Origin of the sequence: Streptomyces sp. NPDC006923, assembly GCF_040635655.1 — a bacterium.
Classification (GTDB): domain Bacteria; phylum Actinomycetota; class Actinomycetes; order Streptomycetales; family Streptomycetaceae; genus Streptomyces.
On record NZ_JBEYIF010000001.1, the window covers coordinates 605,069 to 631,747 of the forward strand.

Annotated in this window: 26 protein-coding genes; 16 read left to right on the plus strand and 10 right to left on the minus strand. The window is 71.3% G+C overall.

Features of this window, described 5'->3' with window-relative positions:
* The first annotated feature begins 23 nt into the window (after positions 1-23).
* Entirely contained in the window at positions 24-923 is a 900-nt protein-coding gene (locus ABZ707_RS02735) for a DUF4429 domain-containing protein (RefSeq protein WP_360166543.1), read from the plus strand.
* Positions 924-933: 10 nt separating this feature from the next.
* Here the strand turns inward: ABZ707_RS02735 and ABZ707_RS02740 are convergent, their stop codons facing one another.
* Both ABZ707_RS02740 and ABZ707_RS02745 read right to left on the minus strand, forming a co-directional pair.
* Positions 934-1,953, minus strand: coding sequence for an aldo/keto reductase (locus ABZ707_RS02740; protein WP_360166546.1), 1,020 nt, complete (start codon positions 1,951-1,953; stop codon positions 934-936).
* Between the two features lie 6 nt (positions 1,954-1,959).
* Complete coding sequence (locus ABZ707_RS02745) at positions 1,960-2,421, minus strand: MerR family transcriptional regulator (RefSeq protein WP_360166549.1); 462 nt, start codon at positions 2,419-2,421, stop codon at positions 1,960-1,962.
* Positions 2,422-2,508: 87 nt separating this feature from the next.
* Between ABZ707_RS02745 and ABZ707_RS02750 the strand changes: the two genes are divergently transcribed.
* Both ABZ707_RS02750 and ABZ707_RS02755 read left to right on the plus strand, forming a co-directional pair.
* A complete protein-coding gene (locus ABZ707_RS02750; protein WP_360166552.1) occupies positions 2,509-3,069 on the plus strand; it encodes a GNAT family N-acetyltransferase in 561 nt (186 codons plus the stop codon).
* Positions 3,070-3,079: 10 nt separating this feature from the next.
* Positions 3,080-3,907 carry a serine hydrolase domain-containing protein gene (locus tag ABZ707_RS02755; protein WP_360166555.1) on the plus strand — a complete coding sequence of 276 codons (828 nt, stop codon included), beginning with the start codon at positions 3,080-3,082 and terminating at the stop codon, positions 3,905-3,907.
* 22 nt (positions 3,908-3,929) lie between these two features.
* On the opposite strand, the gene ABZ707_RS02760 is transcribed toward ABZ707_RS02755, so the two are convergent.
* On the minus strand, positions 3,930-4,586 hold the full coding sequence (locus ABZ707_RS02760; protein ID WP_360166558.1) for a pirin family protein: 657 nt from the start codon (positions 4,584-4,586) through the stop codon (positions 3,930-3,932).
* Positions 4,587-4,644: 58 nt separating this feature from the next.
* Between ABZ707_RS02760 and ABZ707_RS02765 the strand changes: the two genes are divergently transcribed.
* The 5 genes from ABZ707_RS02765 to fabF all read left to right on the plus strand — a co-directional run bounded on the left by ABZ707_RS02765 (position 4,645) and on the right by fabF (position 9,528).
* The gene (locus ABZ707_RS02765; RefSeq protein ID WP_360166561.1) at positions 4,645-5,826 is read left to right on the plus strand and encodes a helix-turn-helix domain-containing protein; all 1,182 of its coding nucleotides are present in this window, start codon (positions 4,645-4,647) and stop codon (positions 5,824-5,826) included.
* Between the two features lie 89 nt (positions 5,827-5,915).
* Complete coding sequence (locus tag ABZ707_RS02770; RefSeq protein ID WP_360166982.1) at positions 5,916-6,857, plus strand: ACP S-malonyltransferase; 942 nt, start codon at positions 5,916-5,918, stop codon at positions 6,855-6,857.
* 12 nt (positions 6,858-6,869) lie between these two features.
* Positions 6,870-7,871: a ketoacyl-ACP synthase III gene (locus ABZ707_RS02775; RefSeq protein ID WP_360166564.1), complete on the plus strand. Its 1,002-nt coding sequence runs from the start codon at positions 6,870-6,872 to the stop codon at positions 7,869-7,871.
* 66 nt (positions 7,872-7,937) lie between these two features.
* The gene (locus ABZ707_RS02780; RefSeq protein ID WP_319678707.1) at positions 7,938-8,186 is read left to right on the plus strand and encodes an acyl carrier protein; all 249 of its coding nucleotides are present in this window, start codon (positions 7,938-7,940) and stop codon (positions 8,184-8,186) included.
* 79 nt (positions 8,187-8,265) lie between these two features.
* Entirely contained in the window at positions 8,266-9,528 is a 1,263-nt protein-coding gene (gene fabF / locus ABZ707_RS02785) for a beta-ketoacyl-ACP synthase II (protein ID WP_360166567.1), read from the plus strand.
* A gap of 95 nt (positions 9,529-9,623) precedes the next feature.
* Here fabF and ABZ707_RS02790 read toward each other — a convergent pair whose 3' ends face one another.
* Both ABZ707_RS02790 and ABZ707_RS02795 read right to left on the minus strand, forming a co-directional pair.
* On the minus strand, positions 9,624-10,496 hold the full coding sequence (locus ABZ707_RS02790; RefSeq protein WP_360166570.1) for an NAD(P)-dependent oxidoreductase: 873 nt from the start codon (positions 10,494-10,496) through the stop codon (positions 9,624-9,626).
* Positions 10,497-10,529: 33 nt separating this feature from the next.
* Complete coding sequence (locus ABZ707_RS02795; RefSeq protein ID WP_319678710.1) at positions 10,530-11,024, minus strand: DUF3145 domain-containing protein; 495 nt, start codon at positions 11,022-11,024, stop codon at positions 10,530-10,532.
* A 338-nt stretch (positions 11,025-11,362) separates the two neighbouring features.
* Here ABZ707_RS02795 and ABZ707_RS02800 point away from each other — a divergent pair, with 338 nt between their 5' ends.
* Entirely contained in the window at positions 11,363-12,232 is an 870-nt protein-coding gene (locus ABZ707_RS02800) for an SGNH/GDSL hydrolase family protein (RefSeq protein WP_360166573.1), read from the plus strand.
* 44 nt (positions 12,233-12,276) lie between these two features.
* Positions 12,277-13,263 carry an aldose epimerase family protein gene (locus tag ABZ707_RS02805; protein WP_360166985.1) on the plus strand — a complete coding sequence of 329 codons (987 nt, stop codon included), beginning with the start codon at positions 12,277-12,279 and terminating at the stop codon, positions 13,261-13,263.
* An 83-nt stretch (positions 13,264-13,346) separates the two neighbouring features.
* Here ABZ707_RS02805 and ABZ707_RS02810 read toward each other — a convergent pair whose 3' ends face one another.
* Positions 13,347-15,860: a glycoside hydrolase family 3 C-terminal domain-containing protein gene (locus tag ABZ707_RS02810; RefSeq protein ID WP_360166576.1), complete on the minus strand. Its 2,514-nt coding sequence runs from the start codon at positions 15,858-15,860 to the stop codon at positions 13,347-13,349.
* A 147-nt stretch (positions 15,861-16,007) separates the two neighbouring features.
* Between ABZ707_RS02810 and ABZ707_RS02815 the strand changes: the two genes are divergently transcribed.
* Complete coding sequence (locus ABZ707_RS02815) at positions 16,008-16,592, plus strand: TetR/AcrR family transcriptional regulator (RefSeq protein ID WP_319678713.1); 585 nt, start codon at positions 16,008-16,010, stop codon at positions 16,590-16,592.
* Positions 16,593-16,714: 122 nt separating this feature from the next.
* Complete coding sequence (locus ABZ707_RS02820) at positions 16,715-17,992, plus strand: pyroglutamyl peptidase (protein WP_360166580.1); 1,278 nt, start codon at positions 16,715-16,717, stop codon at positions 17,990-17,992.
* 61 nt (positions 17,993-18,053) lie between these two features.
* Here the strand turns inward: ABZ707_RS02820 and ABZ707_RS02825 are convergent, their stop codons facing one another.
* Positions 18,054-18,908, minus strand: a complete 855-nt coding sequence (locus tag ABZ707_RS02825; RefSeq protein ID WP_360166583.1) for an EI24 domain-containing protein — start codon at positions 18,906-18,908, stop codon at positions 18,054-18,056.
* Positions 18,909-19,023: 115 nt separating this feature from the next.
* Between ABZ707_RS02825 and ABZ707_RS02830 the strand changes: the two genes are divergently transcribed.
* Positions 19,024-21,594: a M14 family zinc carboxypeptidase gene (locus ABZ707_RS02830; RefSeq protein ID WP_360166586.1), complete on the plus strand. Its 2,571-nt coding sequence runs from the start codon at positions 19,024-19,026 to the stop codon at positions 21,592-21,594.
* Between the two features lie 127 nt (positions 21,595-21,721).
* On the opposite strand, the gene ABZ707_RS02835 is transcribed toward ABZ707_RS02830, so the two are convergent.
* Together ABZ707_RS02835 and ABZ707_RS02840 are read right to left on the minus strand one after the other, a co-directional pair.
* Positions 21,722-22,150, minus strand: coding sequence for an organic hydroperoxide resistance protein (locus ABZ707_RS02835; protein WP_360166589.1), 429 nt, complete (start codon positions 22,148-22,150; stop codon positions 21,722-21,724).
* 65 nt (positions 22,151-22,215) lie between these two features.
* Positions 22,216-23,235, minus strand: coding sequence for an NADP-dependent oxidoreductase (locus ABZ707_RS02840; RefSeq protein ID WP_360166592.1), 1,020 nt, complete (start codon positions 23,233-23,235; stop codon positions 22,216-22,218).
* A gap of 114 nt (positions 23,236-23,349) precedes the next feature.
* Here ABZ707_RS02840 and ABZ707_RS02845 point away from each other — a divergent pair, with 114 nt between their 5' ends.
* Positions 23,350-23,784, plus strand: a complete 435-nt coding sequence (locus ABZ707_RS02845; protein ID WP_360166595.1) for a MarR family transcriptional regulator — start codon at positions 23,350-23,352, stop codon at positions 23,782-23,784.
* Positions 23,785-23,832: 48 nt separating this feature from the next.
* Here the strand turns inward: ABZ707_RS02845 and ABZ707_RS02850 are convergent, their stop codons facing one another.
* Positions 23,833-24,687 carry a hypothetical protein gene (locus ABZ707_RS02850; protein ID WP_360166598.1) on the minus strand — a complete coding sequence of 285 codons (855 nt, stop codon included), beginning with the start codon at positions 24,685-24,687 and terminating at the stop codon, positions 23,833-23,835.
* 121 nt (positions 24,688-24,808) lie between these two features.
* Here ABZ707_RS02850 and ABZ707_RS02855 point away from each other — a divergent pair, with 121 nt between their 5' ends.
* Both ABZ707_RS02855 and ABZ707_RS02860 read left to right on the plus strand, forming a co-directional pair.
* Positions 24,809-25,387 (plus strand): hypothetical protein, encoded by a 579-nt coding sequence (locus tag ABZ707_RS02855; protein ID WP_360166601.1) that lies wholly within the window; start codon positions 24,809-24,811, stop codon positions 25,385-25,387.
* 182 nt (positions 25,388-25,569) lie between these two features.
* Positions 25,570-26,613 (plus strand): rod shape-determining protein, encoded by a 1,044-nt coding sequence (locus tag ABZ707_RS02860; RefSeq protein ID WP_360166604.1) that lies wholly within the window; start codon positions 25,570-25,572, stop codon positions 26,611-26,613.
* Positions 26,614-26,679: the final 66 nt, after the last annotated feature.

The window sequence follows — 26,679 nt, forward strand, 5'->3', positions numbered from 1 at the left end:
GGCCGCGGCCTACGATGAAGCACATGGGTGATGTGCTTGCGGGGATTCATGCCACCTGGGAGTTCGAGAGCGACTCCGTGCTCATCCGCTTCGAACGGGGGATACGGACGCCGAAGCTCTTTCAGGCGCTCGGCGAACGCCGTGTTCCGCACGAGGCGTTGTCGTCGGTGAGTCTCTCCGCCGGCAAGCGCGGGACGGTCGTGCTGCACGCCGTGCCCAGACCCGGCGCCGACCCGCTGATGGAGGCCGCGGCCGGACAGCTCAAGCAGGGCTGCGATCCGTACCGGCTGGTGCTGCCCGCCGAGCGCGAGATTCTCGCGGAGTACTACGCCGACGAGCTGCGGGCCGCGCTGGGCCGGGACGGCGGCCCCCACATACGGGAGCCGCACGAGCCGGCCGAGCGCTATCTGGTGGCCTCGCCCGGTCCTTCCCTGCATTTCAAGGCGTACGACGGCAAGGCATCCTTCGACGGCGACCTGGTGTCCTTCCGCTGGTTCTGGACGGGCGCCTCGTCCGCCAAGTGGAAGGCGGGCGACCAGAGCTTCCCCGTGCGCGAGCTGCACGGCGTCGAGTGGCGCTCGCCGGAGGGCTTCGACGGACATCTGCGGCTGCTGCGCCGCGAGGGCCACGGCCCGGAGCTCTCCCGTCCGCCGCAGGCCGACCACGACCCGGCGACTGTCGTCTTCGGCCTCGGATATGGCCCGGTGCACGAGTCGCTGCCCTTCGCGGCGGCCGTCCTCCAGGCCATCCAGGGCGCGGCGGCGAGCCGCCCGGCCGTCCCGGTGCCCGCCGCCGCGTCCGGTCGCCGGGACCCGGCCGATGTCGCGGACCGTATCCGCCATCTCGGCGACCTGCACCGGGCGGGCCTGGTGACCGACGAGGAGTTCACCGCGAAGAAGGCGGAGCTGCTGGCGGAATTATGACGGCGCGGGCCTACTCGCGGCCCGCCGAGGTGAAGGACATGTCGGTGTACCGGCCGCCGGCCACCCGGCCCGCGATCGGCTCCAGCAGTTCCAGTTCGCTGGCGGTGAGGATGAGGCGGGTCGCGGCGGTGTTCTCCTCGATCCGGCTGGGCCTGCGCGTCCCGGGGATCGGTACGACACCGAGTCCGTGCACCGCCGCCCGCTGCTGCACCCAGGCGAGCGCGACCTGCCCGGGGGTGGCGTCACGGCCTTCGGCGATCTTGCGCACCGGTTCGAGCAGTGTGGCGTTCGCCGCCGCGTTCTCACCGGTGAAACGCGGCTGCTGACGGCGGAAGTCGCCGGCGCCCAGCTCCTGGTCGGCGTTGACGAAGGCGCCGGTCAGAAAACCCCGGCCGAGTGGCGAGTACGGCACGAGCGTGACGCCCAGTTCGGCGGCGGCCGGGACGACGGCCGCCTCGATGTCCCTGCTGAACAGCGACCACTCGGACTGCACGGCGGCGATCGGGTGCACGGCGTGCGCGGCGCGCAGCTCGTCGCCGGTGACCTCGCTCAGCCCGAGCTGCTTGACCTTGCCCTCGGAGACCAGTTCGGCCATCACACCGACCGTCTCCTCGATCGGGATGTTCACATCGCGGCGGTGCATGTAGTAGAGGTCGATCACCTCCACGCCGAGGCGCTGGAGGCTTCCCTCGACGCTCCGGCGGATATAAGGCGGGTCGTTGCGGATGATCCGCTTGGTGGGGTCGTCCGGGTGGATTCCCAGCCCGAACTTCGTGGCCACCACGACCTTGTCGCGGTTCGCCCGGATGAACGGCGAGACGAACTTCTCGTTCTCCCCCTTGCCGTAGACGTCCGCCGTGTCGTACAGCGTGACGCCCAGCTCCAGGGCGCGTTCCAGGGTGGCCCGGGCCTCGTCGGCGTCCGTCGGTCCGTACGCGAAGCTCATGCCCATGCAGCCGAGCCCCTGGACACCGACCTCGGGGCCGCCGGTCCCGAGCCGCACCTTGCTGATGATCCCGTTGTCACTCATCAGGGTTCAGACCCTCTCCGACGCCCTGCCGGCGTCCGCGTAAAAGCCGATCTTGTGATCGAGTACGGCGACGGTGTCCTGGAGCTCCGCGATCCGGGCGAGGACATCGCGCCTGGTCCGCGCCAGCAGTTCCCGCCGTTGTTCGAACGTCTCCTCGCCTGCCCTGACCAGCTCCGCATAGCGGACCATGTCCGCGACCGGCATCCCGGTCAGCCGCAGCTTCCCGACAAAGGCAAGCCAGTCCAGGTCACGGTTGGTGAAGCGGCGCTGGCCGGTGTGCGACCGGTCGACGTGCGGCATCAGGCCGATCCGCTCGTACCAGCGCAGGGTGTGGGCGGTGAGCCCGGTGAAGGCGGAGACCTCGCTGATCGTGTAGCGGTCCCCGTCGGGACGCGGATGCGCGCGGGGCGCCGCCGCGCAGGTCTCAACACGTTCCGTTCGTACGGCCCTGCTCTCGGTCAGCGTCATGTCCACAACGCTAATTCCTTGGAGTGCACTCGAAGCAAGCGGAAAAGGGGGCGAGTTTCCCGGCGCCTCGCACTACCCTCCCAGCTCATGAGCCCCGCACGCCGCGCCACCCCCACCGACGCCGAAGAACTGGTCCGCCTTCGCAAGGTCATGCTCGATTCGTACCGGGGGCCGGACCCGGACACCGGATGGCAGCCGGCCGCGATCGAGACCCTCCGCGAGCGTCTCGCGGTCCCCGACGGGTCGCTCATGGCTTTTGTGGTGGATCGCCCGGAAGGTTCCGGCGGGGCCGGGCCGGGGCTGGCCTCCTGCGCCGTGGGCACGATCGAGTACCGGCTCGGCGGTCCCGGCAATCCGACCGGCACCAGCGGCCATGTCTTCAATGTCGCCACCGATCCTGACCTGCGCCGCCGGGGATACTCACGGGCCTGCCTGGAGGCGCTGCTGGAGTGGTACCGGAGCCGTGGCGTCCGCAAGATCGATCTGCACGCGTCACGGGAGGGCGAGCCGCTGTACACGTCCCTGGGCTTCGCCCGCACGCCCGATCCCTCGATGCGGCTGACGTTCCAGGACCTGGTCCGCCCGGACCCGCCGCGAGAGCCCGCCCGGCCCGCGACGGGGCGGACGCGGCACGGGAGTCGGCACTAGAGTCGGTGCCATGCAGAGCCTGGCGCTGATCGAGAACTGGCCGGCGACCACCGCCGCGGCCGCCGTCGTACGAGTGGACGGCACGGTCGCCGGTGCACACGGCCCCACCGCACACCGGTTTCCCCTCGCCTCCGTGACCAAGCCGCTCACCGCGTACGCGGTGCTGGTGGCGTACGAGGAGGGCGCGGTCGAACTGGACGAGCCGGCCGGGCCCGAGGGCTCCACGGTCCGTCATCTGCTCGCGCACACCAGCGGGCTGGCCTTCGACGAGCACCGCGCGACCAGCGCGCCCGGCACCCGCAGGCTCTACTCCAACGCCGGGTTCGAGGCGCTCGCCGACCATGTCGCCAAGGCCACCGAGATCCCCTTCGCCGACTATCTCCGCGAGGCCGTGCTCGAACCGCTGGGCATGTCCTCCACATCCCTGGAGGGGTCGCCGGCCAAGGACGGCGTCTCGACCGTGGACGATCTGGTGCGGTTCGCCGCCGAACTCCAGGCGCCGCGGCTGCTCGACGCGCGCACCGTGCTGGAGGCGATGACGGTGGTGCACCCCGGGCTGTCCGGTGTGCTGCCCGGCTACGGCCACCAGCGGAACAACGACTGGGGCCTGGGCTTCGAGATCCGGGACACCAAGTCCCCGCACTGGACGGGCGCTTCGTCCTCGCCGCGCACCTTCGGGCACTTCGGCCAGTCCGGTACGTTCCTGTGGGTCGACCCGGACGCCGGGGCGGCGTGTGTGGCGCTGTCCGACCGGGCCTTCGGCTCCTGGGCCGTCGACGCCTGGCCGCCCTTCACCGACGCCGTCCTCGCGGAGCTGCGCCGGGACTCCGCCCGCTGACCGCCGCCGGGCCGGGGCGGGCTCAGCCCGACATCTCCCAGAGCAGCACCTCCGCCGCCGGGCCCGCGGCCAGTTCCAGGCCCTCGGCGTCCGTGACGCGCGCCGAGTCGCCCGGTCCCAGCTCCGCGCCGCCCAGACGTACTCCGCCGCGGACCGCGTGGACATACACATGGGGCGCGTCGGGCACGGCGGCCCGCTCGCCCGCTCCGAGGCGCCGCACATGCAGCATCGCCCCGGCCGCGGGCACGGCGTACGGCGTGGAGTCGGCGATGCCGCGCACGATGTCGTACGCGGGCTCGCCGCCCGGCTCCAGTGGCGCCAGCCACATCTGTACGAAGACCAGGGGCCGGTCGCCGTCGTTGCGCTCCACGTGCCGCACGCCGCCGGCCGAGCTGAGCCGCTGGACGTCGCCCGCCCTGACGACGGTGGCGTGCCCCTCCGAGTCACGGTGGGTGAGCTCGCCCTCGACGACCCAGGTGACGATCTCCATATGGCTGTGCGGATGTTCACCGAACCCGGCGCCCGGCGCGAGCCGCTCCTCGTTGCAGGCGAGGACCGCGCCGAAGCGGAGGTTCCCGGGGTCGTAGAAGCGCCCGAAGGAGAAGGCGTGCAGGGACTCGATTCCGGCGGAGGCATCGCCGCCGGGGTAACGCTCCGCCGCGTGGCGTACGAGAATCACAGGTCCACCGTAGCCCCGGCACCACAGACACCCGACCCGATAAGGCAGTCTTGTCCCCGTGCCAGAACCCGCGATCGAACCCCATCCCCATCCCGCGACGCTGCGCAGGCTGGAGCAGTCCTCGGGACGGCTCGCCGCCAACGCCATCGCACGCATGGACGGGACACTCCCGTGGTATCGCGCGATGCCGCCGGAGAACCGGTCCTGGATCGGGCTGGTCGCACAGGCCGGTATCGCCGCGTTCACGGAATGGTTCCGCCACCCGGAGACCCCGCAGGCCATCTCCACCGATGTCTTCGGCACGGCGCCGCGCGAGCTGACACGGGCGATCACCCTGCGCCAGACCGTGGAGATGGTGCGGACCACGATCGAGGTCATGGAATCGGCCATCGAGGAGGTCGCGGCGCCGGGCGACGAGGCGATACTCCGCGAGGCACTGCTCGTCTACGCCCGCGAGATCGCCTTCGCGACCGCGCAGGTCTACGCGCAGGCCGCCGAGGCACGCGGTGCCTGGGACGCGCGGCTGGAGTCCCTTGTGGTGAACGCCGTGCTCTCCGGCGAGGCGGACGAGGGGGCCGTCTCCCGGGCCGCGGCGCTCGGCTGGAACTCCCCCGAGCATGTCTGTGTGCTGCTCGGCACCGCCCCTGACGGGGACAGCGAACTGACCGTGGAGGCCATCCGCCGGGCCGCCCGGCACGCGAAGCTCCAGGTCCTCACCGGCGTCCTCGGCGACAGGCTGGTGGTGATCGCGGGCGGCAGCGACAACCCGCTCCAGGTCGCCAAGGCACTGATCGGTCCCTATGCCGCGGGCCCCGTCGTCGCGGGCCCCGTGGTGCCCGATCTGCTGGCCGCCACCAGGTCGGCGCAGGCCGCCGCCGCCGGGCTCAAGGCGTGTTTCGCCTGGCAGGACGCGCCGCGCCCGGTGCTGGCGGACGACCTGCTGCCGGAGCGCGCCATCGCCTCCGACCCTTCCGCACGTGACCAGTTGGTGGAGGAGATCTACAGACCGCTCGAAGAAGCGGGTTCCGCGCTGCTGGAGACTCTGAGTGTCTATCTTGAACAGGCGAGCAGCCTCGAAGGCGCGGCGCGGATGCTTTTCGTTCACCCCAACACCGTGCGATACCGGCTTCGACGTGTGACTGACGTCACCGGATGGTCACCCTCGGACGTACGGTCCGCGTTCACGCTGCGGATCGCCCTGATCCTCGGGCGTCTGGCCGACGGGGATCCCCAGTCCTAGACTTTTGTCGTACTCCAACAATTCCCCTGATGGTTCTTGGTCCCTGTCCCCACGGGCGGTGAGGACCGTCCCCAAGAGAGAGTGTGAGGGTGCTCGTACTCGTCGCTCCCGGCCAAGGCGCTCAGACGCCCGGCTTCCTGACTCCCTGGCTCGATCTTCCCGGCGCCGAAGACCGGCTGCGGGCCTGGTCGGCCGCCATCGACCTGGACCTGGTCCACTACGGCACGAAGGCCGACGCGGACGAGATCCGTGACACGGCGGTCGCCCAGCCCCTGCTGGTGGCGGCCGCCCTGCTGTCGGCCCGTCAACTCTTCCCCGTCACCGGGGACGTGGCCCGGGACGTCGGCGTCGTGGCCGGGCACAGTGTCGGCGAACTGGCCGCCACCGCGCTGGCCGGGGTGCTCACGGACGACGCGGCCATGGGGCTCGTCAGGACCCGGGGGCTGGCGATGGCCGAGGCCGCCGCCACCACCCGGACGGGGATGTCGGCACTGCTGGGCGGGGACCCCGAGACCACCTTCGCGTATCTGGAGAAGCTCGGTCTGACGCCGGCGAATGTGAACGGCGCCGGCCAGATCGTGGCCGCCGGCACGCTCGAAGAGCTCGCCGCGCTGGAGGCCGAGAAGCCGGAGGGCGTGCGCCGCGTGGTGGCGCTCAAGGTCGCCGGCGCGTTCCACACACACCACATGGCGCCCGCGGTCGAGACGCTGGAAGCGGCGGCCCGTACCCTTGACGCCGCCGCCCCGGCCGTACCGTATGTCTCGAACAAGGACGGCCAGGCCGTCGCCACCGGCTCCGGGATCCTGACACACCTGGTCGGACAGGTCGCCAACCCGGTCCGCTGGGACCTGTGCATGGAAACCTTCGTCCAGCGGGGCGCGACCGCGCTGATCGAGCTGAGCCCCGGTGGCACCCTGACCGGTCTCGCCAAGCGCGCCATGCCCGGCGTGAAGACCCTGGCACTCAAGACCCCCGACGACCTCGACGCGGCCCGCGCCCTGATCGCCGAGCACTCCTCCACGGCTGAATAGGAGCCAGAGAGCATGTCGAAGATCAAGCCCAGCAAGGGCGCCCCGTACGCGCGCATCATGGGCGTCGGCGGGTACCGCCCGACCCGTGTCGTGCCCAACGAGGTGATCCTCGAGACGATCGACTCGTCCGACGAGTGGATCCGCTCCCGCTCCGGAATCGCGACCCGTCACTGGGCCTCTCCGGAGGAGACCGTCGCCGCGATGTCCATCGAGGCGTCCGGCAAGGCGATCGCCGACGCCGGGGTCACGCCCGAGCAGATCGACGCCGTGATCGTCTCGACCGTCTCGCACTTCAAGCAGACCCCGGCCATCGCGACCGAGATCGCGGACAAGATCGGCGCCGGCAAGCCGGCCGCGTTCGACATCTCCGCGGGCTGCGCCGGCTTCGGCTACGGACTGACCCTGGCCAAGGGCCTGGTCGTCGAGGGCTCTGCCGAGCACGTCCTGGTGATCGGCGTGGAGCGGCTCTCGGATCTGACCGATCTGGAGGATCGCGCGACGGCCTTCCTCTTCGGCGACGGCGCGGGCGCCGTGGTCGTCGGTCCCGCCAAGGAGCCGATGATCGGCCCGACCGTCTGGGGCTCCGAGGGCGACAAGGCCGACACCATCAAACAGACCGTGCCGTGGGACGATTACCGCGACGGCACGGTGGAGAAGTTCCCGGCCATCACCCAGGAGGGCCAGGCCGTCTTCCGGTGGGCCGTCTTCGAGATGGCGAAGGTCGCCCAGCAGGCGCTGGACGCGGCCGGGATCGGCTCGGAAGACCTGGACGTCTTCATTCCGCACCAGGCCAATATGCGGATCATCGACTCGATGGTGAAGACTCTGAAGCTGCCGGAGAGCGTCACGGTCGCCCGTGACGTGGAAACCACCGGCAACACTTCGGCCGCCTCGATTCCGCTCGCGATGGAGCGGCTTCTGGCGACCGGACAGGCGAAGAGCGGCGACACCGCGCTCGTCATCGGCTTCGGGGCGGGTCTCGTCTACGCCGCGACGGTCGTTACCCTCCCCTAGGCACTCCGGATCTTCCGGATCGTGTTCCGATATATCCCTCTGCTGACTATCGAAGGAGCGCCCCACATGGCCGCCACCCTGGAAGAGATCGTCTCCGGTCTCGCCGAGATCGTGAACGAGATCGCCGGTATCCCGGTCGAGGACGTCAAGCTGGACAAGTCCTTCACCGACGACCTGGACGTCGACTCGCTGTCCATGGTCGAGGTCGTCGTCGCCGCCGAAGAGCGCTTCGACGTCAAGATCCCGGACGACGACGTCAAGAACCTGAAGACCGTCGGTGACGCCGCCTCGTACATCGCGGACCACCAGGCCTGACGCTCGTCGCGCGGCTGACGCCACCCGGTGGTGGCGCCGTAAAAATTCAGCACCCTCTACACGTGGAGAAAGAATTCCAGTGAGCTCGACCAATCGCACCGTGGTCGTCACCGGTATCGGCGCAACCACACCACTGGGTGGCGACAGCGCATCGACCTGGGAAGGCCTTCTCGCGGGCCGCTCCGGCGTCCGTCCCCTGGTGGGCGAACGCTTCGCCAGTCTGCCGGTCCGTATCGCCGCCGTCGCGGCGGTCGACCCGGGCGATGTACTGCCCCGTCCGCTCGCCCGCAAGCTCGACCGCTCGGCGCAGTTCGCGCTGATCGCGGCCAGGGAGGCCTGGGCGGACGCGGGTTTCACCGGCAGGGCCGGCGAGGACACCTCCGTCGACGCCGACCGGGTCGGAACGGTGATCGCCTCCGGTATCGGCGGCGTGACCACCCTGCTCGACCAGTACGACGTGCTGAAGGAGAAGGGCGAACGCCGTGTCTCCCCGCACACCGTGCCGATGCTGATGCCGAACGGCCCCTCCGCCAATGTCAGCCTGGAGGTGGGCGCCCGCGCGGGCGTGCACACCCCGGTCTCCGCCTGTGCGTCGGGCGCCGAGGCGGTCGGCTACGCCGTCGAGATGATCCGCACCGGGCGCGCCGACGTGGTCGTCGCCGGTGGTACGGAAGCGGCCATCCACCCGCTGCCCATCGCGGCGTTCGCCAACATGATGGCGATGTCCAAGAACAACGACGAGCCCACCAAAGCCTCCCGCCCGTACGACAAGGCGCGTGACGGCTTTGTCCTCGGTGAGGGCGCGGGCATCGTCGTCCTGGAGTCGGCGGAGCACGCCGCGGCGCGCGGCGCGCGGGTCTACTGCGAGGTGCTCGGCCAGGGCCTCTCCTCGGACGCGCACCACATCGCCCAGCCCGAGCCCACCGGCCGCGGCATCGCCAAGGCGCTGGAGAACCTGCTGGACTCGACGGACCTCAAGCCGTCCGAGGTCATGCACCTCAACGCGCACGCCACGTCCACGCCCCAGGGCGACGTCGCCGAGATCAAGGCGCTGCGCCGGGTCCTGGGCGACGACCTGGACCATGTCGCCGTCTCCGGTACGAAGTCCATGACGGGCCATCTGCTGGGCGGCGCGGGCGGTATCGAGACCGTGGCCACGGTCCTCGCGCTCTACCACCGCACGGCGCCGCCGACCATCAACATCGACGACCTCGACGAAGAGGTCGACGCGGACGTGGTGCGCGGCGAGCCGCGGGCGCTGCCCAGCGGCACGATCTCGGCGATCAACAACTCGTTCGGCTTCGGTGGTCACAACGTGGTGCTGGCTCTGCGCACGACCTGATTCCGGCGCTCGCGCGCTCAGGCCCGGTCCCTCGAAAGAGGCCGGGCCTGAGCCGTTCGGCGGGTCCCGCGCCGTCCGCCGTCGGTGGCGGACCGTCAGTTGTCAAAGCTGGCGAAGTAGGACGCCACCATGTCCTCGTCGCCGTGGCCCTGGGCCTCCGCCCGGCGGAAGCGCTCCGCGCCCGCCGCCGCGAGGTCCAGATGTACGCCCGCGGCCTCGGCGGCCTCCACGATCAGACGGGCGTCCTTGGCCGCGGTGACCACGGAGAACGACGGCGTGTAGTCGTCGTTGAGGATCGCGTCGGCCTTGAGGCGCATATAGCCGTTGTCCAGTGGGCCGGTCATGGCCTCCAGGAAGTACCGCGGGTCGACCCCCAGCCCCTTGGCCAGGGAGACCGCCTCGGCCGTGCCGTGGATGAGCATGAGCACCCAGCTGTTGCAGACGAGCTTGAGGCGGGTGGCGGCCGCGCCGCTGCCGTCCTCGCCGAGCCAGACCGTACGCCGGCCGATGGCGTCGAAGACGGCGCCGAGCGTGGGCCGCGCGTCCTCGGGACCGGCGGCCAGCACCAGCAGCTCGCCGCTCTCGGCGGGGCCCTTCGTACCGAGTACGGGGGCGTCGACAAAGACGAGTCCCAGGTGCCGGGCGAGGTCGGACAACTGGGCGATGCCCTCGACGCCGGCGGTCGTCGACTGGACCCAGATGGCCCCCGGACGCAGACCGGGACCGGCGGCCGTCATGGCCTCCAGTGCGGCAGGTCCGTCGTACAGCATGGTGAGGACGACATCGGCGCCGGTGACGGCCTCGGCCGGGGTCTGGGCGGCCCGCGCGCCGTCGGAGGTGAGGGCTTCGGCCTTTTCGGGGGTGCGGTTCCAGACGCGGACGTCGAGTCCCGCGCGGCAGAGGTTGCGGGCCATCGCGGAACCCATGATGCCGGTGCCCAGGACAGCTACTGTGAGTTGATCAGCCATGGGACCACGGTAGGACGGCGCGGCCGGACGTGCTCAGACGACCTGGTGCAACCAGCGAACGGGCGCGCCCTCGCCCGCGTAGCGGAAGGGCTCCAGCTCGTCGTCCCACGGCTTGCCGAGCAGCTTGGCGACCTCTTCCTCCAACTGGGTCTCGCCCTGCCGGGAGCGTGCGAGAGCGGCGCGCAGCCGGTCCTCGGGGACGAGGATGTCGCCGTGCATTCCGGTGACGGCATGGAAGATGCCCAGGTCAGGGGTGGCGCTGTAGCGCTCGCCCTCCGCGGTGGGACAGGGCTCGGCGGTCACTTCGAAGCGCAGCATCTGCCAGCCGCGCAGGGCTGAGGCGAGTTTGGAGGCGGTGCCCGGCTGTCCCTTCCAGGACACCTCGGCTCTCCAGGTGCCGGGCGAGGCCGGCTGTCTGATCCAGTCGAGCTGGACGCGCAGGCCGAGGACGCCCGCCACCGCCCATTCGACGTGGGGGCACATCGCGCGCGGTGCGGAGTGAACGTACAGAACTCCACGTGTCGTCACCGGGACCTCCAGTGTGGGACGAGGTTCGCCTTTCCCAGCGGCCTCAGTAAACAGCATCGGGAGTAAAACTCCGCAAAAGGGACAGCATGTGACGTGATGTAATTTACCGGAGCCGAGAGATCAGGCATCTCTGGTTCGACGTGGCAAAAGCTACCGTGCGGCGGGGGGCCCGGGGTGACGTACCGTCGGTCCCGGCCCCGATATGCGCGAAGCTTTCACTCGCCGGGACGCCGCCGGATGCCTGAGGACGCCAACGGGGAAGGGCCGTGATGCGGGAGAGCCGTCGGAGTCGGATCTGGAGCCCGAGCCGGAGCCGGGCTCGCGGCCGTCGCCCGCGCGTGGGCGTCGCGGCGCTGACGGCGGCGGTGCTCGCCGCAGGTTCCGCGCTGACCGGCTGTGATGTCCCGGCCTCGGACGCGACCAGGCACGCCAGCCCTTCTCCGCGCCCCACGCCCGTCTGGAACCGCAGTCCGGCCTCGGTGGCGGCGGTCGGTGACTCCATCACCCGTGGCTTCGACGCCTGTGTGGTCCTCGCGGACTGCCCGGAGGTGTCCTGGTCGACCGGTACGGACAGCGAGGTGCGCAGCCTCGCGTTGCGACTGCTGGGCGCGCCGGCGGTGACGGAGCACAGCTGGAATCTGGCGGTGTCCGGGGCCCGGATGTCGGATCTGCCCAGCCAGATGATCCAGGCGGCGCGGCGCGGGCCCGAGCTGGTCACGGTCATGGTCGGCGCGAATGACGCCTGCCAGGACTCAGCCAAACAGATGACGCCGGTCGCTGACTTCCGTAAGTCTTTCGAGCTGTCGATGCGCCGGCTGCGCGCCGGAGCACCCAGGGCGCAGGTGTACGTGTCGAGCGTGCCGGATCTCAAACGGCTCTGGTCGACGGGCCGCGGCAACCCGCTGGGCCGGCAGATCTGGAAGCTGGGTATCTGCGCCACGATGCTGGGGAACGCGCAGGACATGAGCAAGCGCGCGCAGAGCCGGCGGGCCCTGGTGTACGACCGGGTCGTGGCGTACAACGGCGTGCTGAAGGACGTGTGCGCCAAGGACCGCCGCTGCCGCTACGACGGCGGTGCGGTCTTCGACTACCGGTTCACGGGTGCCCAGCTCAGCCACTGGGACTGGTTCCATCCCAGCAAGAACGGGCAGGGCAGGCTGGCGGAGATCGCGTACCGCAATGTCACCGCGGCGCGGCCGCCCTCCTGACCCGGCACGGGAGCTGTCCGGCGTAGGGTGCCTGTGTGACTGTCATGAACACCGAACGCGTTGGCGCGACCGCCGAGGGTACGCCCGTCCACCGCTGGACCCTCGAACGGGCCGAGTCCCGGGTACGACTGCTGACGTACGGCGGGGTCGTGCAGTCGGTGGAGGTGCCCGACCGGAACGGCGGCATCGCGAATGTGGCGCTGGGCTTCCCCGATGTCGCGGGCTACCTCGGCTCCCGGGGGCCGTACTTCGGCGCCCTGGTCGGCCGCTACGCCAATCGCATCGCGGGCGCCGCCTTCACGCTGGACGGGCGGACGCACCGGCTCGCGCGCAATGACGGACCGAACACTCTGCACGGCGGTGAGCAGGGCTTCGACCGGCGGGTGTGGCACGCGGAGCAGGACGGCGACCACGGGGTGCGGCTGTCGCGGATCAGCCCGGACGGCGAGGAGGGCTTCCCCGGCCGGGTCGAGGTCTCGGCGACGTACACGCTGGAGGCGGACGGCGCGCTGCGGATCGACTACCGCGCGGTGACGGACGCCCCGACACCCGTGAATCTGACGAATCACACATACTGGAACCTGGGTGGCGCGGGCAGCGGCACCGCGACCGGGCACGAGCTGCGGATCGCGGCCGGCCTGATCACGCCGGTGGACGGCGCCGGTGTGCCGACCGGAGAGCTGATGCCCATCGACGGCACCCGCTTCGACTTCCGTGAGCCGCGCCCGCTGACTCTGGGCTACGACCACAACTTCGTGCTGGACGGGTTCGGGCCGGACGCGGAGCGGCTGGTGGCCGAGTTGTACGACCCGGAGTCGGGCCGGCTGCTGACGGTGACGACGACGGAGCCGGGCATGCAGCTCTACACCGGCGACCATTTCGACGGAAAGCCGTACGGTCCGGGCGAGGGCATCGCGCTGGAGACCCAGCATTTCCCGGACTCCCCGAACCGCCCGGACTTCCCGAACACCGTGCTGCGGCCCGGTGAGGTGTACACCTCGACGACGAGGTACGGCTTCGCCGTCAGATAGCCCGGAGTCGGCGCCGGCGTGGTGAGTCAGGGGTCAGGCATACGGCCCCGGGCGGTGTCAGGTTCCGCCCGGGGCCGTACGTTTTACGCCCGCGCGTCCACCGTGGCGCTCAGCCGGCGGTCGGCGACGGAGTGGGCGGCCTGGACCTCGTAGGTACCGGGGACGAACGACCAGGAGCCCGACCGCTCGTCCCAGATCTCGAAGGCCCGGCGGCGCAGCGGGACACCTACCTCGACCGTCTCGCCGGGCCCCGCCTCGGCCGAGGCGAATCCGGCGAGCCAGCGGGCCGGCCGCTCGGCGGTGTCGGGGTCCTGGGCCGTACCGGCCACCGGGGCCAGATAGATCTGGACGACCTCGCGGCCGCCTCGGGCTCCGGTGTTGCGCAGCCGCACCCTGGCCTCGGTGGTGGTGGCGGAGATGGTCTCGTACTCCCAGTCGGTGTAGCCGAGGCCGTGTCCGAAGGGGTACGCCGGGGCGGTGCCGGCCCGTTCCCAGGCCCGGTAGCCGATGAACACGCCCTCGGTGTAGTGGAGTTCGCCGTCCGTCGGAGTGGTGTCCGAGACCGGGGCGTCCGCCAGGACGGCCGGCCAGGTGGTCGGCAGCCGGCCGCCCGGCTCGGCCTCACCGAGCAGGACATCGGCCAGGGCGGCGCCGCCCTCCTGGCCCGGGAACCAGCTCAGCAGCACGGCGGCCACGTCCTCGCGCCATGGCAGCTCCACCGGTGAGCCGGTGTTGACCACCACGACGGTGTTCGGATTGACGGCGGCGACGGCCCGTACGAGATCGTCCTGGCGCCCGGGAAGGCGCAGGTCCGCGCGGTCGAAGCCCTCGGACTCGACGGCCTCGGTGGTGGCGACCACCACGACCGCGGTGCCCGCGGTGCGGGCCGCCTCGACCGCCTCCGCGATCAGCTCGTCCGGGTCGTGCCGCGGGCCGAGGTGGAGCAGTGAGAAGGCGACGGCGCTGATCGGGGCGTCCGTGGTCTTGTACACGGTGTGCAGCAGCGAGATCTCGACCCGCTGCCCCGCCGTGAACTCGGCGCGGGCGCGCTCCACCGGGCCGCCGAAGAACGCTTCGAACGGGTCGGAGGAGGTGCCCGCTTCCTGGTGGCCGTCGAAGAGGACCTCGCCGCCGACGGTGAGGACGAAGCCGCCGGGACCGCGGGTGCCGAAGGTGTGCTCGCCGCTCTCCCGGGGCAGGAAGTGGCCGGTCAGCTCGACGGTGTGCAGCTCGTCGTGGGTGACGCCGTCGGGCAGGTCGCTGCCGGCCCACTGCACCCGGCCGCCGGGCACCGTGGCCGTCCCGAGAACCCGCCCGTCCTCGGCGCGGCAGACGGCGCTGAGCGCGAACCCCTTGTCGGCGGCGGCGAGTTCATCGCTCGGGTCGGCGCCGATGGAGTAGCTCAGAGCGCCCGTGGCCAAGTCGGACTCGGCGAGGCTGGATCCGGCGAGCGCCGCGTTGAGGCCGTCCAGCGGAGAGACGATGTGGTGGGGGAAGACCACCGCGGAGCCGCCGCCGAGGACCCGGGCGTCGCGGGCGGCGGCGCCGATGAGCGCGATGGTGCCGGTGGCGGCCGGGTCGATCGGGAGGACGGGCCGCTCGCCGCGCACCTCGTTGCGTACCAGGACGAAGGAGCGGCGCGCCACCTCGCGGGCCAGGGCCTCGCCGTCGATGGGCGCGGGCGGCCGTGTGACGGCGGGCGGCGCGCCGTCCAGGATGCCGACGCGGGCGGCCAGCCTCAGCACATGGCGTACGGCCTCGTCGACGGCGGACTCCGCCACCTCGCCGGCCCGGACGGCCTCGGCGAGCGCCTCGCCGTACACGGTCCGGGGGCCGGGCATCGCGACATCGAGGCCGCCGAGCAGCGCGCCGACGGTGGAGCGCGCGGCCAGCCAGTCCGAGACGACATAGCCGTCGAAGCCCCACTCGCCGCGCAGGACCTCGTTCTGGAGATAGCGGTGTTCGGTCATCGTCGAGCCGTTGACCTGGTTGTACGCGGCCATGATGCCCCATGGGTGGGCGTTGGCGACGATGGCCTCGAAGGGCGCGAGATACAGCTCACGCAGCGGGCGCGGAGCGATGATGTTGTCGACGGTGAAGCGGTCGGTCTCGGCGTCGTTGCCGGCGAAGTGCTTGACGGTCGTGCCGACGCCGCCGTCCTGGACACCGAGGACATAGCCGGTGCCGATCTCGCCGGTGAGATACGGGTCTTCGCTGTACGCCTCGAAGTGCCGGCCGCCGAGCGGCGAGCGGTGCAGATTCACGGTCGGCGCCAGCAGGACGTGCACCCCCTTGCGGCGGGCCTCCTGGGCGAGCAGCCGGCCGGCGCGGCGGGCCAGCTCCGGATCCCAGGTGGCGGCGAGCGCGGTCGGGGACGGCAGGGCGACGGACGGGTCGTCGGCGGTCCAGCGGGTCCCACGGACCCCGATCGGACCGTCGGACATGACGAGCGACGCCAGCCCGATCTCGGGAAGTCCGGGCAGCGACCACATGTCCTGTCCGGCCAGCAGCCGGGCCTTGGCGTCCAGATCCAGTGCGCCGAGCGCCGCCTCGACGGCCGCGTGGCGTTCCTGATCGGCCCGGGTGACGGGTGCCACGGCGGTCCCTCCTCGTCCTCGTTGACGTTCCCGCCGATGATTACACGTCGGACCGAAAATCTGTAGATGAGTAGGCTTTGTTGCCGCTTCGTGATGTGGATATGGCGTACGGTCCTGTCGGCGGGCGAAGGGGAAGGGACGCGGGCGATGGCGAGAGCCAGAAGCGAGGAGCGGCGGGCGGACATTCTCCGCGCCAGCCTCGAAGTGATCGCCGAGCGCGGCTACCGGGGCACGACCCTGGGCGCGGTGGCCGAGCGGGTCGGCCTCACCCAGCAGGGACTTCTCCACTACTTCCCCAGCAAGGAGGCACTACTCGTCGCCGTCCTGGAGGACCGCGACCAGTGGGACACCGGCGGCGGGGGCCGTGGCCGGCGGGGCTGGCGGCTGGAGCTGCTGACCTCGCTCGTGGACTACAACGCGATGCGCCCGGGGGTCGTCCAGACCTTCTCGGCGCTGCTCGGCGAGAGCGTGACGGAGGAACACCCGGCCAGGGACTTCTTCGCGCACCGCTACGACCAGGTCCGGGGCGAGATGACGGCCGTCCTGCGGGACGAGTTCGGCGACCGGCTGCCGGGCGGCCTCACACCGGAACAGGCCGCCCCGCTGCTCACCGCGGTGATGGACGGACTCCAGTACCAGTGGCTGCTGGACCCGGAATCGGTGGACATGTCCGCGGCGTTCCGGGACTTTCTCACACTGCTGCGCGCGGGCGGCCCGGGTCCTTCCGCCTGACCGGTGCGGGTCCGGCGCCTCCGCGCGTCCGGACCGGGAGCAAGGCACCATGGTCATCGACCGCTCCGGAGGCGATACTTCCGCCATCCGACGGAAGGACTCCCGTGAGACTCATGAGGCCCATGAGCCGAATACGCGTACGCCCCAACGTGCTCGGTGTCGCCCTGCTCACCTCCGCCGCCCTGACGCTCGCCGTGCCACCGCCGTCCGCGACCGCCCAACAGGCGCCCGCCGCCGCGGCGTTCACCGTCGAGGAGCAGCGCCTCGACGGGGCCGTGCCGCAGGAGATCCTGCGGCGCAGCGGCTTCGACAAGGTCGCTCCGGACTTCGTGCGCGCGCTGCGCGGCGCGGACTCGTACGCCGAAGCCGAGCGGGCCATCGCCCGGCAGGGCACGCGGCTGTGGCAGCGGGCGGTGGACCGCGCGCAGGGCCGTGGCCCCGCGCGCGGCGACCTGAGCCGGGACGACGACCGCCCGCTCTACTGGGCGCGTCTCGCGCTCACTCGCGAACTCCGCCAGTGGCAGCCCGAGTTCAGGCTGTCCGAGGCCGCCAGGGCCCGTCTGCTCGGGAAGCTGGAGCGCTCCTCCCGGGGCCAGGACTCACTGACGTTCCCGGGGCGGAAGGGCGGCTGCCACGACCGGGGTGTCAAGCGGATCGTGGTGACGGGCTTCGACCCGTTCACCCTGGACAGCGACATCCGGATCAGCAATCCGTCCGGAGCGACGGCGCTGGCGCTGGACGGCACGGTGATCAGGACGGCCGGCGGTCCCGCCCGTATCGAGACCGCCGTCTTCCCGGTCCGCTGGCGGGACTTCGCCGACGGCACCGTCGAACGGGCCCTGCGCGGACCGCTGTCGGAGGCCGATCTCTTCACGACGGTCAGCCAGGGCCGGGTCGGCAGGATCGATGTGGAGCGCTTCAACGGCGCCTGGCGCGGCGGCTTCGGAGACAACGAGAATGTCTCGGAGACCGGGCTCGTCCCGGTGACCGATCCGGCGTCCCAGCCGCAGTGGACGACGACCAGCCTGCCGTACCCGGCGATCGTGGCGGCGGACACCGGCCGCTTCCCGGTGTACGACAACACCTCGGTGACGGAGATCCCGGCGGGCGCCACGGCTCCGGTGGTACGGCCGGACGGACCGACTCCGGGTTCGGCGGCCCGCGCCGGAGGCGGCGGGGACTATCTGTCCAACGAGATCGCCTACCGGGCGACCCTGCTGCGCGACCGGCTGGGCCGGGACATCCCGGGCGGCCATGTGCACACGCCGGTGCTGCAGTTCGGAGCGGGCAACACCAATCCGGCGACCGGGACGGTGACGGATCCGGAGTTCGTGCAGAACCGGCTGGACATCATCGAGCAGCTCCGGGCGATCATCACAGTGGCGGCCGGGGCTTCCTGAGAAGCCGGGCCGTCCGAACACCGGGGCCGTCGCGGGAAGCGGCGGCGGCCCCGGCCGGACGTCACCGGGAGCCGGGCCCCGGGGTCTCGGAACGCCCGGCCCCGCCGGGCTTCGGGACCGCGCCGAGGGAGAGGGTCGCCGCGTCACCGCCGCCGTCGAGCGTCCGGCCCGGCTCGCCCTCCGGCGCCGTCAGATCGCGGGCCATCAGGGTCGCTCCGGCCACCGCGCCCGGCATCAGGAAGACCGCCACCAGCGGGACGAGAAAGGCGAGCGTGAGCGGAACACCGAAGCCCAGGGTGAGCATCCGGCGGCCGCGGAGCAGTACGAGGCGTTCCTTCAGGGCGATCCCGCGCCGCTGGAGCGCCACCGCCGTCAGCTCCTCCGCCAGGAAGAAGCCGGACACACAGAAGCCGATCACCGGGACGACGGTCTGCCCGACGACGGGGATGAAACCGAGCGCGAAGAGCACCACGCCGTACAGCGCCACCCTGACCAGGATCCGCAGGCTGTCCCGGGCGGAGATCCACAGCTCGCGCCAGAACGGCAGCCCCGACTCGGGCACCTCGCCGCCCTCCGCGCGGTCGACCGCCTCCGAGAGCGATTCGTAGAAGGGCTGGCCGACGAGCAGGGTCACGGCGGTGAAGGTGACCACCGCGAGGAACAGCCCGAGCGCGAAGAGCAGGACGGTGAGGAACCCCCGGAAGAGCCCGAGCCAGGGCGAGGACCAGTCGTCGGCGAAGGGCGTCGCCCAGGCCGTCAGGTCGTCGGCGCCATAGGCGAGGCCGATCAGCGCTCCCGCGTACAGCACCAGGGTGACCAGACCGGGCAACAGCCCGAATCCGAACCACCGGCCGTGGCCGGCGACCCATCGCTGGCCCTTCAACACGTAGCCGAAGCCCACCCCGAGATCACGCATGGCGTTCACCCTACCGGGCGTGTTCGAGGGCCTCTTGAAGCCGGGGGCCGCAACCTGCTAGACCCCCGGTACCGATCACTTCCGATCAATTCCGAAAGACCGGAGGCTCAGACGCATGGGGATACCCAGACCCGTCCTGCTCGCGACCGCCGTCACGGCAGGTGGCCTGCTGCTCGTCCCGCTCCCCGCATCCGCCGTTCCCGGCCGCGACGATTCGCGCCCGCGCCATGTCCGGGAGAGCGGGGACCCGGCCACCGCCCTGCTCCAGGCCGGCCGGACCTCCGCCGCCACCGCCGCCATGTCCGGGACGCCGGGACCGGCGCTGCGCAAGGACGGCGGCTACCCTCGCCGTACGGTCCTCGAAGCGCCTCCCGAGAACCCCGCCGACAAGTCGGTCAAGCTCGGTCTGGCTCCGTACCATTCGCTCGCGCCCCGGCTCAACGCCCTTCAGGAGCTGGGCAGTCGTGTCAGTGTGGAGGTCGCGGGACGGTCCGCGGGCGGCCACGATCTGTATCTCGTCACCGTCACCGCGCCGGAGAGCGCGCGGGAGGCCGGCGAGCAGGAGCGGATGCGTGAGCTGATCGAGAACTCCCCCGCCGAGGCCGCCAAGGACCGCCGTATCAAGTCCTCCTACAAGACGCCGGTGTTCATCAACAACAACATCCACGGCAATGAGTGGGAGGGCACCGACGCGGCCCTGGGGCTCATCGAGGAGCTGGCAAAGGCGAAGGACGGCAGGACCAGGGACCTGCTCGCCAGGAACCGGATCTACCTCAATGTCACGGCCAATCCGGACGGCAGGATCGCCGGGACCCGCGCCAACGCCAACGGCTTCGATCTCAACCGCGACTTCATCACCGCCTCGCAGCCCGAGACCCGTGCGGTCCGGCAGATCGCCATCGACAAGCAGCCGGCCGTCATGCTCGATCTGCACGGCTATGTCAATGGCACGCTGATCGAGCCGACCACCCCGCCGCACGGCGAGAACTACGAGTACGACCTCTTTCTCAAGAACGCCTACGCCAACGCCCTCGGCATGGAGAAGGCGGTGAACGACCTCGGCTACACCTCCGCGAAGGACGGGGTCGAGCCGCCCGTCATTCCCTTCCGCGACCAGGAGGAGGGCTGGGACGACTGGCCGCCGATCTTCACCCCGCAGTACATGCCGTTCCAGGGCGCGGTCGCCTCGCACACGGTCGAGTTCCCGATGACCGTCAACAACCGCTCCTACGACACGCTGCCGGTCGAGGAGTTGCGCAGGCGCTCAGCGATCAACACGGACATCGCGGGCGCGGTGATGCGCGCGACCCTCGACTACACCCTGGACCACCGGACGTCGGTGATCGCCGACCAGATCGAGACGTTCCGGCGGGGCGCGGCGGGCGAGGCGCAGCGCCCGGTGTCCGAGAAGACCGTGCCGGGAGTGCCGGGCATCGGTCCCGAGGACGTGTACACCGCGTCCTTCCCCCGGGCCTATGTCATCCCGGCCGGCGGCGCTCAGCGCTCCGCGACCGCGGCGGCCCGGCTGGTGGACCACCTCATCGCCAATGACGTGCGGGTACGCCAGGCCCGCGCCGCCTTCCGGCTCGCGGGACGGTCGTATCCGGCGGGGTCCTACGTCGTCGACATGCACCAGCCCAAGCGCGGCATCGCCCATGTGATCCTGTCCGAGGGCCGCGACATCAGCGCGGACGTCTCCACGATGTACGACATCTCCGGGTGGAGCCTCGGACTGCTGTGGGGCGCGAGCGTCGACACCGTACGGAAGGCGGACGGCGGCGTGCGCTTCGACGGCCGTACGGTCCTGGCCGCCTCCCCCACCGGCTCGGTGGCGGGCGGCCGCGGTGATCTGCGGCTGCGGCTCGACGACCCGAAGGAGCTGGCCGCTCTCAACTCCCTGCTCGGACAGGGCGTGAAGGTCCGCCGGGCGGCGGACGGCGCGGCGGTCGTGCCGACCTCGGCCCGCCGTCAGGCCAAGGTCCTCGCCGACCGTTACGGCGTGGTCTTCTCCGCCACGAAGGAGAAGGGGACGACCAGGCTGCACCGCACTCGGGTGGCCGCCGCGGTGACGCCCGGCGAACAGTTCGCGCTGCGCGAGATGGGCTTCGAGGTGCTGCCGGTGTCGACCGCAACGCTGAACGCGGGCTTCGACTGGTCGGCGGCGGATGTCCTGTACGTCTCCTCCGGGCTCCAGTACGGCGCTCTGAACCCGGCCGCCCGCGAGGGGCTGGACGGCTTCCTCGCCGGCGGGGCCGGGCTGGTCACGCTCGGCTCGACGGGAGCGGCCTTCAACACCGCCGCGGGGCTGCTGGCCGCCGCGCCGGTGGCCGGCAACGGCGACGCCAACGGTGTGGTCCGAGTGGCCAACGCGGGCGGCGCGGTCACCGGCGGCGCTCCCGCGCACACCTTTGTCTACTCGCCGCTGTGGTTCACCGACCTCGGGCCCGGGGTGCGGACGGAACAGTCGTACGCGATCGCCGATCCGCTGGTCTCGGGCCACTGGCGCGCGAAGAGCGACGGCTCCGGGGGTCCCGGGGACGCGGCGGGCAAGGCATCGATCGTCAGTGGCAGGTCCGCGCAGGGCACGCCGGTGGTGATGTTCGGTACGGAGCCGCTGTTCCGTGACCATCCCAAGGGCGCGTTCGCCCAGCTCGGGCGGGCGCTGCTGAGCGGTTCGGCCGGCTGACGGAAGGACCGGACAGCGGAAGCACCGTGGGCCGGACCCGTACGCCGTACGGGTCCGGCCCACGGCCAGGCTCATGGCGCCGTGCTCAGCGCGCGACGCACAGGACGTGTCGCCGCGCGCCGTGCGGTCAGGCTACGGAGAGCTCGACCTTGATGTTGCCGCGAGTCGCGTTGGAGTAGGGGCACACCTGGTGCGCCTTCTCCAGGAGTTCCTTCGCGGTCGCGTCGTCCACATGCGGAATGTTGGCCGTGAGTTCGACCTCCAGGCCGAAGCCACCGGCCTCGGTCTTGCCGATGCTGACCCTGGCTGTCACCGTCGAGCCGGAGATGTCGGCCTTCGCCTGGCGGGCCACGACACCGAGCGCGCCCTGGAAGCAGGCGCTGTAACCGGCGGCGAAAAGCTGCTCCGGGTTGGTGCCGGCGCCGCTGCCGCCCATCTCCTTGGGCGGGTTGACGACTACGTCGAGCTTGCCGTCGTCGCTGGAGACGCGGCCGTCACGGCCGTTCTCCGCGGTGGCGACGGCGGTGTAGAGGACGTCGATCTTCTGGATGGTCATGAAGTGTGTGCCTCCTGTTGTTCGCCACGGCTCGCGCCCACGGACCGCGACGGTCTGTGTTCAGCCTAACGCTCAAGGCTGACGATCATCTTCCCGGTGTTCTCACCGCGGAGCAGGCCGAGAAAGGCGTCGAAGCCCTTCTCGATGCCATCGACCACGGTCTCGTGGTACTTGAGCTCACCGGAGGCGAGCCAGCCCGCGACGTCCTTGACGAACCGCGGCCGGAGCGCGGCGTGATCGCGCACCAGCATGCCCTGGAGCCTCAGCCGCTTCCCGACGGTCAGGCCGAGATTGCGCGGGGCCGGGGTCGGCTCGGTGCTGTTGTACTGCGCGATCATGCCGCAGAGCGTGGCCCGGCCGTGCGGGTTGAACGAGGCGATGGCGGCTTCGAGGTGTTCGCCGCCGACATTGTCGAAATAGACGTCGATGCCGTCGGGCGCCGCCTCCTTGAGCTGCTCCCCGACGGGGCCGTTCCGGTAGTTGAACGCGGCGTCGAAGCCGTACTCCTCGATCAGCAGCTTGACCTTCTCGTCGGAGCCGGCCGAGCCGATCACCCGGGAGGCACCCTTGATCCTGGCGAACTGCCCGGCCTGGCTCCCGACCGCGCCGGCCGCGCCGGAGACGAAGACGGCGTCGCCCGCCTGGAAGGAGGCGACCTCGAACAGGCCCGCGTACGCGGTGTGGCCGGGCATCCCCAGCACCCCGAGATACGCGGAGAGCGGGGCGAGACCGGCGTCCACCCGGGTGGCCTGCTCCGCCGGCAGCTCGGCGTACTCCCGCCAGCCCAGCGCGTGCACGACATGGTCGCCCACGGCTAAGCCCTCGGCGCGCGAGGCGATGACCTCGCCGACCGCGCCACCGTACATCGGCTTGTCCAGCTCGTAGGGGGCCGCGTACGACTTGGTGTCGTTCATCCGGCCCCGCATGTACGGGTCGACAGAGAAGTACAGATTGCGCACCAGGATCCGGCCCTCGCCCGGCTCGGCCACCGGGGCCTCACGCAGCGCGACGTCTCCGGGCTCGGGCCAGCCGTGCGGACGGGCGACAAGATGCCATTCGCGGCCGGACACGGGAAGTGCGGTCATGTACGGGGCCTCCTCAGACGGTTTGCCGACGGCGACGCCGGAAAGCTTCATCACCTGAAACAACCATGGCCCTGGATATTTCATGTTGTCAAGTAAAGCGTTACGCTGGTACACATGGCCGCCGCACGCATAGATCCCCTGACCCTTGAGGTCGTCGAGCTCATCGGCACCGTCGTGGCCCGCTACTACGAGGAGTACGAGCAGGCCGCGGCGGAGCACGGTCTGACGGGCGCCCAGGCGCGCGTCCTGGGACTGCTCTCCCTGGAGCCCATGCCCATGCGCCGGATCGCGCAGAAGCTGAAGTGCGAGCCGTCCAATGTCACCGGCATAGTGGACCGGCTCGAAGCCCGTGAGCTGGCCGAGCGGCGCCCGGACCCGGCCGACCGCCGGGTGAAACTCGCCGCGCCCACCGAGAAGGGTCTCGCGACGGCCACCCGGCTGCGGGAGGCGCTGGGCTTCGCCCGCGAGCCGCTCGCCGGACTCTCCGACGAGGAGCGCGGGATCCTGCGCGATCTGCTCAGGCGGATGCTGGGCGAGACCGTGCCGTAGCTCCCGCCGAGCGCGGGGCACCGCCGCTCCGGCGGCGGCGGGCGGGGATCAGAAGCAGAACCAGAGAATGGTGGTGCAGGTCTTCGTCGGCTCCGGCTCGGGCGGCTCCTCACCGCCGGGAGCGGTACCGGTCGGGGTCGGACGGGCCGAGGTGGGCCCGTCCGTCGGATCCGGCGGCCCGGTGGTCCCGGGCGTGGAGTCGTCGGGAGCGGGCGACTGCGGCCGGTCCGAGGAGGTGGCCCCGGCGCTCGGTGTGCCGGACGCGGAGGCCGGAGCCTGGGCGGAGCCGCTACCGGGGCCCTCACCCGAAGCCGAGGCCGAACCCGGACCGGGCGATCCGCTGCCGGGCCGGCCGGAGGACACCACAGGGCGGGGATCGCCGGACGCCTCGGGACGGTCCGTGTCGCGCGGGCCGCCCTCGAAGTCGACGGGCGTCTCCTCCTTGACCGCGGTGTCCCTGCCCCCGCCCGGCGCCTCGATCGCCAGTTGGGCCAGGCTCAGCGCGGCCACCGCGAGCACCACCCCGAGCGTTCCCATCAGCACCCTGCGCCCCCGCTTGCTGCGCGCCCTGCGCGGTCCCGTACGGGACGGGGACTTCCGGCGGGAGGACCTGCGGCGCCGGTCGGAGCCGTGTTCGGGACCGTGGCCGGAGAGCTCGTACACCTCTTCCGCCGTGTCCGCGGACTCTTCGGGGCCCTCGGGCCCTTCGGGTGCGTGTTCTTCCTCGCGCTCCCCGTGCCGTGCCCCGGACAGGCCGAGCCGGCCCTCGTGGTCCGGACGGCCGCTGTGGTGCGATCCGGGCGGAGGGGTGGTGCGCTGCCGCAGCACCTCGGCGGGGGTACCGCATCCGGCGCAGGCCAACGCGCCGTTGAGGTGCCGTCGGCACTGGGGGCAGTAGTCCATGGCGCCCGCAGATTATGCGCCGAAGAGACACCTCGGATAGCCGAGACTGTGAGGATGTTGTGTGGAACCTTCACTTCTACGCGTGTCAGCCCACTCCGGTCCGAGCGGGCAGGATGGCGGTATGACCCCCCATGGGCCGTTCGGGCCACTTCAGTTCCAGCTCGTCCTGCTGCGCCGCATGGCCGACCACCAGCCGGAGCTGGTCGACGAGGCCCGGCGCGAACTGGGCGCCTCACTGACCGAGATGCGGGAGGCCAATCGCCGCTGGCAGGCGATGGTGCGCTCGCCCCGGGCCCGCGGGTCGCTGTCCCGTTACCGCTCCGTCCTCGGCGAACCCGAGCTGACCTTCCGGCGGGTGGTCGGCGATCTGGAGTGCGACGCGCTGCTGTGGCCCGTACCGCTCTGGCCCGGGCTGCGCTTCGAGGTGATGGCCGCGCCCGGCGGAGCCGTCTGGAACGAATGGCTGGTCCGGGCTCCCGGCCAGGCCGGCCCCGAGCTGCGCACGGCCGGGGACCTGCGCCCCTGGTGCTGCACCGTGGACGAAGTCGCGCGGGCCTTTCCGCCCGCGCGTCCACTGGAGGGCACCGCCCCGACCCGGCTGGGGTTGGCGTTCACCCTGCCCGGCGGACGCCCGGGCGTGGCGGAGTTCACCTGGGGGCTGCTCCAGCGCTGGTCCGAGCGGCGCCCTCACCCGCGCTGACCGGTACGGATGCGGCATTGCGCCGCCGTCCTACCTTCTCCGGGAACGTTTCTAACGGTCCGTCAGATGAGAACGCCCGACTGGCGTAGCCCAACGCGCGCGGCGGTCCCCGTCCGCGCACGATTCGAACAGGGCCGGCCTCCGCCGGTGAACCACTTTCAGCGTTCTCGGGAGATCCTGCCGTGACCGTCAGTCTTGAGCAGTTGCGCCGTTGCCATATCGCCGTCGACCTCGGGGCCGCCAGGACCCGGGTCTTTGTGAAGGGTGCCGGACTCGTCGTGGACGAGCCGAGCGCCGCCGCTGTCAACACGCGTACCGGTGCGCTCATCGCCGTCGGCACTCTCGCCGAGCGAATGACCGGCCGTACGCCCGACTACATCCGTGTGTGCCGCCCGGTCAGCGGTGGCACCGTTGTCGACATCGAGATGGCTCAGCGGATGCTCCGCCATCTCCTCGGTGACAAACTCCGCCGCCAGCTCCGCCGCAAACCCCGGCTGCGGGCCGCCGCCTCCACGCCGCACGACAGCGACCCGCTCGCCCGGCGCGCCGCCGTGGAGACGCTGGTCGGCCTGGGCGCGCGCCGGGTCGAACTGGTCGACACACTGATCGCCGCCGCCGTCGGCTGCGGGCTGCCGGTGGAGCAGCCCACCGCGACCATGATCGCGATGTGCGGTGCGGCGACCACCCAGGTCGCGGTGCTCTCACTGGGCTCGATCGTCACCGCACAGCGCATCCCGGTCGGCGGCAACGCCATCGACCACGCGGTGATCCAGTATCTGCGCCAGCAGCACGAGCTGTTGCTGCCCAGCCAGTCCGTACGCCCTCTGCAACTTGCCCTCAGCGGCAGTGGACTCACTCCCCACGGCCCCTCGGTGACCGAGATCCACGGCAGGGACGTGGCGACCGGCGTCGCGCGCTCGGTGCTCGTGGACACCACCGCCGTGCGGAAGGCGATCTACAGTCCGCTCACCGCCGTCATCGACGGCATCGGCAAAGTCCTCCGCGACTGCCCGCCGGATCTGGTGGCCGATCTCGCCGACCGGGGGATCACCATGGTCGGCGGCAGCGCGCTGCTGCCCGGCCTCGACCAGATGCTGCGGGACGCCACGGGCATGCCGGTGGTCATCGCGGAACGCCCGGACATCTGCGCCGTGCTCGGTCTCGGCGCGATGCTCGAAGGCAAGATCGAGCCGCTGGTGCTGAACCCACTGGCCGGCACTCGCTGAGAGCGAGGCGGGCGGCGCGATGAGCGACGAGAGCTCGGGCGCCGGCGAAGCCCGCGGGCCCACCGG